Origin of the sequence: Streptomyces sp. MnatMP-M17 (assembly GCF_900091995.1) — a bacterium.
GTDB lineage: Bacteria > Actinomycetota > Actinomycetes > Streptomycetales > Streptomycetaceae > Streptomyces.
In genome coordinates this window covers 1-8,397 of the sequence record NZ_FMDK01000566.1, presented here as the reverse complement: position 1 = coordinate 8,397, position 8,397 = coordinate 1, and the positions used below count along the sequence as shown (strand labels likewise).

General features: G+C 70.3%; 8 protein-coding genes and 1 pseudogene. 2 read left to right on the top strand and 7 right to left on the bottom strand.

Features of this window, described 5'->3' with window-relative positions:
- Window positions 1-199, bottom strand: a pseudogene (locus GA0115259_RS24410) (oxidoreductase); the annotation flags it as partial.
- A gap of 221 nt (window positions 200-420) precedes the next feature.
- Here GA0115259_RS24410 and GA0115259_RS24405 point away from each other — a divergent pair.
- Complete coding sequence (locus tag GA0115259_RS24405; protein ID WP_237540466.1) at window positions 421-1,431, top strand: alpha/beta fold hydrolase; 1,011 nt, start codon at window positions 421-423, stop codon at window positions 1,429-1,431.
- Between the two features lie 18 nt (window positions 1,432-1,449).
- Here GA0115259_RS24405 and GA0115259_RS24400 read toward each other — a convergent pair whose 3' ends face one another.
- Window positions 1,450-2,043, bottom strand: a complete 594-nt coding sequence (locus GA0115259_RS24400) for a DUF305 domain-containing protein (RefSeq protein ID WP_161230457.1) — start codon at window positions 2,041-2,043, stop codon at window positions 1,450-1,452.
- Window positions 2,044-2,111: 68 nt separating this feature from the next.
- Window positions 2,112-3,062: a DUF1996 domain-containing protein gene (locus GA0115259_RS24395; protein ID WP_093601001.1), complete on the bottom strand. Its 951-nt coding sequence runs from the start codon at window positions 3,060-3,062 to the stop codon at window positions 2,112-2,114.
- Window positions 3,063-3,660: 598 nt separating this feature from the next.
- Here GA0115259_RS24395 and GA0115259_RS24390 point away from each other — a divergent pair.
- The gene (locus GA0115259_RS24390) at window positions 3,661-5,214 is read left to right on the top strand and encodes an IS1182 family transposase (protein ID WP_237540465.1); all 1,554 of its coding nucleotides are present in this window, start codon (window positions 3,661-3,663) and stop codon (window positions 5,212-5,214) included.
- Window positions 5,215-5,458: 244 nt separating this feature from the next.
- On the opposite strand, the gene GA0115259_RS24385 is transcribed toward GA0115259_RS24390, so the two are convergent.
- The 4 genes from GA0115259_RS24385 to GA0115259_RS24370 form a co-directional block, all read right to left on the bottom strand.
- Window positions 5,459-6,010, bottom strand: a complete 552-nt coding sequence (locus GA0115259_RS24385; protein WP_093601005.1) for a flavin reductase family protein — start codon at window positions 6,008-6,010, stop codon at window positions 5,459-5,461.
- A 32-nt stretch (window positions 6,011-6,042) separates the two neighbouring features.
- Window positions 6,043-6,825 carry an alpha/beta hydrolase gene (locus tag GA0115259_RS24380; protein ID WP_093600999.1) on the bottom strand — a complete coding sequence of 261 codons (783 nt, stop codon included), beginning with the start codon at window positions 6,823-6,825 and terminating at the stop codon, window positions 6,043-6,045.
- On the bottom strand, window positions 6,822-7,967 hold the full coding sequence (locus GA0115259_RS24375; protein WP_093600997.1) for an LLM class flavin-dependent oxidoreductase: 1,146 nt from the start codon (window positions 7,965-7,967) through the stop codon (window positions 6,822-6,824). The genes GA0115259_RS24380 and GA0115259_RS24375 overlap by 4 nt, the downstream gene beginning before the upstream one ends.
- A 3-nt stretch (window positions 7,968-7,970) precedes the next feature.
- Window positions 7,971-8,397: acyl-CoA dehydrogenase family protein (locus GA0115259_RS24370; RefSeq protein WP_141716675.1), on the bottom strand; the 427-nt coding region annotated here is incomplete at its 5' end.

Sequence of the window (8,397 nt, the reverse complement as noted above, 5' to 3'; positions counted from 1 at the left end):
CGGCGGTCGCCCGCCGCCGGGCGGGCACGACGACCCGGGCACCGGCTCCGGCGAGCGCGCGGGTCGTCTCCAGTCCCAGGCCCGAGTAACCGCCGGTGACGACGGCGAGCTTTCCGGTGAGGTCGACACCGCGCAGAACGTCCGCCGCGGTGCTCCGGGCTCCGAACCCTGATCCGATCTTGTGCTGAGGCGTGGTCATGTCCCGAAGGCTACGAATTGGAGCGCACTCGAAGTCAAATGCGCCGACAAGGCCGCAGCCGGGTTCACTCCCGCCGAAAGGGCGACTGGCGAGCGAGGTTCGAATCCACCAGCGGGCCGCGGCGCGCGAACCGCCCACGATCGGGTAAGCGATGCGTGGTCCGGACGGATCAACTGCTAGGCAGGGACATTGTTGTCCCTTCCGGAGCTCTGGAGTCACCCATGTCCATCGACGCCGTCCTCGCCCAGGACCAGGAATCGCCCAGTGCTCGCCCGCTGATCCCGGGGCAGGAGGCCGACGAGGGAACGGGCGCGGAAGGGACGACGGCAGGGCAGGTGGAGGAACGGGACCTCATGTTCGACGGGTTCCGCTACACCTGCCGTGTCGTACGCCACGGCAGGCGGCTGACCGAACCACTGCTGGTGCTGGGCGGCTCGTCCCAGGACCGCAACTCCTGGGTACGGCACGAGAAGTGGCTCAGCCACTTGGGTCAGGTCATCACGGTGGATCTGCCGGGATACGGCACCGCGGACTTCCTGCCCGCGTCGTACGGCGTGGACTTCCTCGCCGCGGCCGTCCGGCAGCTGCTCGACGAACTCGCCGTACCGCGCGTCAACTTGGTCGCCGCGTGTTACGGCGGCGCCGTCGGACTGCGCTTCGCCCAGCACTACCCGGGGATGCTCGCCCGTCTTCTGCTGGTCGGTATGACCACCCGGATCCCGGCGGACTACGCGGCGGCGATGGAGCGCTGGTCCGTCATGATCGACCGGGGCGAGACGGAGTCCATCGCCCGTGAGCTGGCCGACCGCTTCATGTCGCCGCCCGGCACGGGCCGGGTCCGTAAGCACGCGGCCGTCTCCCGGCTCGTGTACCAGCAGATCGCCGGGCAGGATCCCGAGCAGCTCCGGAAGTCCGCGGAGCACAACACCCGGCTGATGCGGCACGAGTGGTACCGGCCCGAGCCGGTGCCCGCGGTGCCGAGCCTGGTGGTCACCGGCGAGCACGACACCCTCTGCACGCCCGTGATGGGACGGGAGGTGGCCGCGCAGCTTCCGCGGGCCCGGTTCATGACCATCGACGAGACCGACCATCTCGCCCCGGTGGAGCGGATCGCGGACTTCGCGGATCTCGTGGCCCGCTTCTGCACCGACCGTCCGCTGGACGATCTGCCCTATTGCAGCAGGCCCGAGACGCTGGGAACGGCCGTCGCCGCCTCGGTCCGACTCGTCTGACGTCGCCGGCCGGTGCCGTCAGCCGCCCAGCAGACGCAGCGCCTTCAGCTGCCCGGCGCGGCGCTCTCCCACTTCCCGGGCGAGACCTGTCGCGGCGGGCGCGGCGCCCGAGTCCTCCTCACCGCGTGAGACCAGAATGCCCTGTTCCAGATGCTCGCGGAGATAGGTCATGGCGAGGGCGTCGAAGGCCTTGCCCCGGCTCTCGGCCACACTCCGCAGTTCGTCGTCGGTGACCATTCCTTTCATGTCGTGGCCCTCGTGCGGATTGGTTCCCGCCGCTCCCGTCTTCCGCAGAAGCCCGCGCAGCCGCGTCAGCTCGTCCCGGTGTGTCACTTCCGTACGCCGCGCGAGATCCGACAGACCTGGGTCGGCCGTGCGTTCCGCGACCAGATCGAGCAGGAGCAGGGTCCGTTCGTTCATGGGTGCCATGAGCTGGGCCCAGCCACGGTCGGTGGCGTTGTAGCCGCCGGGCTCGGTGGTGGGGGCGGAGAGGGACGGCGTACCGCTCCTCGCCGCGGGCCCGGCGGTGGTGACGTCACCGTCACCGCCGCAGCCCGCAGAGCCGAGCAAGGCCACTACCAGCAGCGTGGCAGGCAGCGCGCCCGACAGCATCTTCCGCGTCTTCCGAACCGGACGGGGCGGCGGCCCGCCCTTGTGCGGCCGACCGCCGCCCCACACCATCACGGATTCCCGTTGGCGCCGCATTTGATGATCGGGTTGATGCAGTTACGGACGCGACGCTCCATCTCGCCCGCCGGCCAGGCGTTGAAGAAGTCACCGTGCATCGTGTAACCGGGTCCCGAGGCGAGCCGGAATCCCGACGGGTCCCCGTTCACCGGGTACCGCAGGACCTGGCGCAGCTTGGGCACCGGGACCGGGTGGCTCGCCGGGCACGCGTTGTTGACCGGGTAGGACATATGGCTCTTGTGGTCCGCCGAGTCGAGGTCCCTGCCGTTCCAGCACTGCGGGAAGTCGAGGTACGACTCCAGCATCGTGCCGGCCGGGCAGTTGACGAAGTCCTTCGACGGGTTGACCTGGCCGGCGTGCAGACACGACCAGCGCGAACGGGTGTCGCCGTCGTTCGGTCCTGTCGCCTTGGCGTTGCCCGCCACGATCTTCAGGCCCTCGGGTATGGGCTGGGTACGGGCGATGATGTCGTCCGACACGCCCTCACCGAGGTAGTAGAACGTGGTGCCGGTCGGTTCGACGGGCTGGTTGTTCACATAGAGGGTCGGCACCCAGTACGCGGAGAGGTCGACGACCGGGTCACAGGTGGTCGCGGCTCCCTTCAGATCGCCGAGGTTGGTGTACGCGTTGGTCGCGTGGCTGCCGAAGAAGCTGTGCATGTGGGAGCCGCCGGGCAGTCCTGGGACCACGATCGGGTCGTCCGGCAGCCGGTGGCTGAACTTGCACTCGGCCAGGAACTCGGCCACACGCACGACCTCGGGCGCCGCGGCGGCCTTGGCCGGAGCGGCTTGCCGGGTGGCTTCATTCTCCACCTGGGCGACGGCCCCGGTGGAACCGAAGACGAGCTGAGCGGCGACGGCACACACCGCCACCAGACCGGCGAGAAGCGCTCGCACGCGTCCCCTGCTGACGCGGCGGCCGTTCTCGGACCGCGGTGTTCTCATGGGTACTCCAAACGGAGTCGAGGATTCCGCACACTGTTCGCGTCGGCCCGGGGCCGGTGCGCCGGTGGTGCGGATATCCGAGGGTGGGGGGCGGGGAGTTCCGGAATCGGAACTCCCCTCGACTGCCGGACGCTAGAGTCGCCCCCAGGTGCCGTCAAGGTGTTGCGTCAAGTTCCGGAACTGATACTTCGTCAGAAGGGAAGCACGCCAACAAGGTTGACGCTCCCTCGGTGGTCCGGTGGCGAGGCCGACCGGGCTGTTCGTACCAGGTGGCCCGAACCGTCGGGCCGGGCCGGCCGCCGTCATCGGTACGGCGTGGGCCGGCGACCCACCGTGCCCGCTCCTTCAGTTGGTGAACGTTTCCGGCCACCGTATTGGACCGTACCTTCGACAAACGAATCAGGGCGAAGGCGACATGGAACGACCGAGCCCCCGCCGGCGACGGACCCTGACTCTGTCGGGGATCTTGAGGATCCCCGGCGGGGCAGCATGATCAACGGGCATGCTCGGCTCTGTTCAAGGACCGATGCAGTTGTCGAGGTGCCCGTTGTCGCTCCGCGCCCGTTCTGGTGAGCAAGTCCCTTCTCTGACCGTGCGGATGGCGCGGGCGAGCAACCCGGGCGGTACGACGGCGATGTGGGTGAGAGACCACCTGGGCGGGCTGTGGCGTGACGAGGACTTCGCCGACTGGTATCCGCGTGATGGCCGTCCGGGTCTCTCGCCCGCTCAGCTGGCCACCGTCTGCGTGCTCCAGTTCCTCCTCGGTCTGTCGGACCGGCAGGCGGCCGAAGCGGTTCGCTGCCGCATCGATTTCAAGTACGCGCTGGCCATGGAACTGGACGATCCCGGCTTCCACCACAGCGTGCTGTCCGACTTCCGTGAGCGTCTCACCGAGGACGGCCGAGCCGACCGTCTCCTCGACCTCGCGCTCGCTCGCCTGAAGGAGGCCGGTCTCGTCCGCGAGCGCACCACCCAGCGCACGGACTCCACCCACGTCCTGGCCGCGGTGCGCGACCTGACCCGGCTGGAACTGGTCACCGAGGCCGTCCGCGCCGCGCTGGAAGAACTGGCCGGCGCAGCTCCGCACCTGCTGGCCGGCCTGGTCGATGAAGAGTGGGGGCGCCGCTACGGCCGCCCGGCCCGTCTGGGCAAGAACCCCACCCGCCCCAAGACCAGGATCCTCGCCACCGGAGGCGACGCCGTCCGGCTGATCGAGCGCCTCGGGCAGCACGGGCCGGAACGCCTGTCCGGTCCCCGCGTCCAGGCTCTGCGGCAGATCATGGTGCAGAACTACTACCGCGACGGGGCAGGCCGCCTGCGCTGGCGCACGGCCGAGGACGGCGGCCTGCCGCCCTCGGCCGTCGCGGTCGTCTCGCCCTACGATCCGACGGCCCGCTACGCGCGCCGCGGACACGGCACCCGCTGGAAAGGGTTCGTCGCGCATCTCACCGAGACCTGTGATCCTGACGGCGTCAACGTGATCACGGATGTGGCCACCACCGACGCCACCGGCTACGACGCGAAGGCCCTGCCCGGCATCCACACCCGGCTGGGGCGCCGCGGTCTGCTGCCCGCCGAGCACCTGGTCGACGGCGGCTACACCTCCCTGGTCCATCTGGAACAGGCGGCCCGCGAACACCAGGTCACGGTCACCGGACCACTGCCGGTCAACACCACCCGCCAGAACCGCAGGAACAACGGTTTCGGCCGCGACGACTTCCACATCGACTTCGACCGCCGGCAGGTCACCTGCCCGCAGGGCGAGACCAGCGCGGGATGGCACGGCCCCTATCCGACCTCCTCGCCCACCGCGGCGCCTCTGATCGTGGCGCGGTTCACCAAGAGCCAGTGCCGTCCCTGCCCGGTCCGCACCCGCTGCACGACCACCGCCGACAGCGCCCGGAGCGTGGGCTTTCCCCCGCGAGAACTCCGTGACCTGCAACTCCGCGTCCGTGCCGAGCAGCAGACATCCGAATGGCAGGCCCGCTACGCGGTCCGCTCCGGAGTGGAAGGCACCATCAACGAGCTCGCCCACGGACACGGCATGCGCCACTGCCGCTACCGGGGACAGCACAAAGCCCACTTACAGCACGTGTTCACAGCCATCGCCGCAAACATCGAGCGCCTCAGCCGACGGCCGCCGACCGGATAAGCACCTCCGTCCCGGCCGCCGACCGCCTTCCAGAACTACCTGGACCAGCACGCAATCACCCGGCCGAGGTCTTGGCGGTCCGCCAGAGACTGAACAGACCGCCAAGATCCCCGACAGAGTCAGGGTCCGGCGACGGCGGGGGCTCGGGTGCGCGCTCAGTGCGGCTCGGGTCCGGGTTCCGTTTCCGGTTCCGGTTCGGCTTTGGATTCCGGTTGTCCGAGCGGTGATCCGGACCTGAGGGAGATCACTCCTCGGTGTGCGGAGGAAGGCGTACGGGTGTGGCGAAGGCACCGTCGTGGTGGACGAGGGCGGGGCCCTCGCCATGGCCACCGCCCGCTTCGACCTCGCCGACGACAAGGACATGGTCGCCGATCCGCTGACGCAGCGTCACCCGGGCGGTGAGCCAGGCCGGCACGCCGTCCAGCAGCGGCAGACCGTCCTGGCTCCCGGTCCACGACAGTCCCGCGAACCGGTCTGTGCCGCTGCGCGCGAACTGCCGGGCCAGCGCCGCGTTCCCGGAGCCCAGCACATGGACGGCGAACCGGTCGGCGGCCTGTACCGCGGGGAGCGTCGAGGCCGTGACACCGAGGCAGAAGGAGACCAGCGCGGGTTCCAGCGAGACCGAGGTGAACGAGGTCGCGGTGAATCCGGCGGGTCCCGGCACGGTGATCACGGTGACGCCTGCCGCGTGCCGACGCAGCGTGCGGCGCAGTATCTCGTCGGCCGGGACGGCGGTGGAGCCGGCGGTGGGGCCAGTCGAGGTACCGGCCGCGGTGCGTTCGGTGGACACGGTCATACCGCTTCCCTTCCACTGGGTGATGGTGACGGTCACAGGACTGCGCCCTGCTCGACGGTGAGGATCGAGGTCGGTCCCGGGTCGGCACGGAGCCTTTCCAGCCACAGCACGAGCACCGCCGCCGTGGTCCGGTGCGATGCGTCGTTGAGTACGTCGTGCAGCCCTTCGCGCACCACACCGAGGGTGGCGCGCGGCAGCCGGGCCGCCAGTGCGCGTGCCTGCTCGGGCGGAGTGACCGGGTCGGTCCCGCCGTGCAGAACCAGAGCGGGTACGTCGGGCAGAGCATCGGCGAGCAGATGGGCGGGCACGGCGACGGTGAGCCGTCCCCGTACGAAGCCCTCGTCCTCGGTGAGCCGCTTGCGGTGGGCCGGGCACGCGGTGCGCGCCGCGAGCTCGTCGTCCCACGCGGTGGCTGAGCCACGTTGTGACTCAGCCGCTTCCGAGGTCGGAGCGGCCCCGGCCACGACGACTCCTCCGACCGGGAGCCGTGGGCCGGCCGTCACGGCGGTATGCAGGGCCTGGAGGGCTCCCGTATCGCTGCCGACAAGGACAACGGGCCCGACGGGTTCGGGACCGGCGGCATCGGCCGCTCGTTCCAGAATCTCTTCGGCGTTGTCGTCCGGGGTGGTACCGAGCGCGTGCACGACATATCCATCGGCGGACAGCCGACGCCCGAAACGCTCATAGACGAAAGGGTGTTCGCCACGGCCGGGCAGCAGAAGCAGAGTGCCGCGCGGAGCGATCCCGGCGGGCGGCTGCCAACTGCGGGCATCCGCGGCGCCGATGGGAGCAGGTGCGCTGTACAGGTCGGTCATCGCAGGCTGTCCAGCGCATCGAGGGCGTCGACGGGGGCGGGGGCAGCGGTCGCCTTGCGGTGGGCGAGTTCCTGGCGGACGAGCGGGATCAGCTCGCGGCCGTAGTCGATGGCGTCGTCGAGCGGATCGTATCCCCGGATGAGCAGCGTGGTCGCGCCGATGTCGACATAGTCGAGCAGCGCCCGCGCCACGGTCTCCGGCGTACCGACCAGCGCGGTCGTGTTGCCGCCCGCTCCGGTGGCGGTGGCCGTGGGCGTCCACAGGGCGCGGTCGTGCAGATCGCCCTTGGCGGCTGCCGCGAGCAGCCGCCGGGAGCCGGTGTTCTGCGGTCCGTTCTGCCCAGGCTGATGACGTGCCTGGTCGAAGAAGGCGCGTCCGGTACCGGACTTGATGGTGTCCAGAATGCGATGGGCGCGTTCCCAGGCGAGCTCTTCGGTCGCGCCGAGGACCGGACGGAAGGAGACGCTGATACCGGGCGGTTCGGCACGTCCCGCCGCCGTGGCGGCGGCGCGTACGGAGGCGATCTGCTCGGCCGTCCCGGCGAGCGGTTCGCCCCACAGCGCGAAGGTGTCGGCATGTCGTCCGCCCACCCGGTACGCGGCCTCGGAGGAGCCGCCGAAGTAGAGCGGAATGCCCGACTCGCGCACCGGCAGAACGCCGGAGGCGTACTCCTCGAAGCGGTAGTGGCGGCCGTCGTGGCTGAAGGGCTCGGCGGAGGACCAGGCACGGCGCAGGATGGACAGATACTCGTCGGTGCGGTCGTAGCGCTCCTCCTTGTCCAGGTAGTCGCCGTCCCTGCGCTGTTCGGTGTCGTTGCCGCCGGTGATGGTGTGGACGGCGACACGGCCTCCGCTGAACTGGTCGAGCGTGGCGAAGGAACGGGCCGCGAGCGTGGGCGCGATGAAGCCCGGACGGTGGGCGACGAGCAGACCGATCCGTTCGGTGTGCCCGGCGACATACGCGGCCACCTGGACGCCGTCGGGCCTGCTGGAGCTGTAGCCGATGAGGATCCGGTCGAATCCCGCGTCCTCGTGGGCACGGGCGAAGCGGGCCGTGTACGCGGGATCGACGGACGGACCGCTGGGCGGCCTGGTCTCCGAGGCGTCCTGGGTGCCGATCATGCCGATGAATTCGACGCTCATGAGTCAGTTGCCTTTCGGTGCGGACCTGCGGTCGAGCGCGCGGTCGAGGGCGGCGCGGCCGGTGGTGAGGAGTACGGAGTCGTCCTGCGGGGTGTGCACACGGGCGCACAGCACATCGCGGTAGTGCCGCTGGAGCGGATTGGCCCGGGTGAGACCGTGATTGCCGATCAGGGCGACGGCCTGTTCGACGGCCCTGATGGCGGCGCGGGTGCCGAGCACCTTGGCGGCGCCGGCCCGGTCCGCGGCCTCCTGGTCGCCGGTGTCGATACGGGCGGCCAGGGTGTCGACGAGCGTGTCCGCGCCGAAGAGCGCCGTCTCGATCTCGCCGACGGCTGTCTGGAACCGGGACAGCGTCGCCAGAGGCGCACCGAGCGCGGTCGGGACCCGCTCATGCAGAAAGTGGATGAGCCAGTCGCGGGCCGCGCCCCCC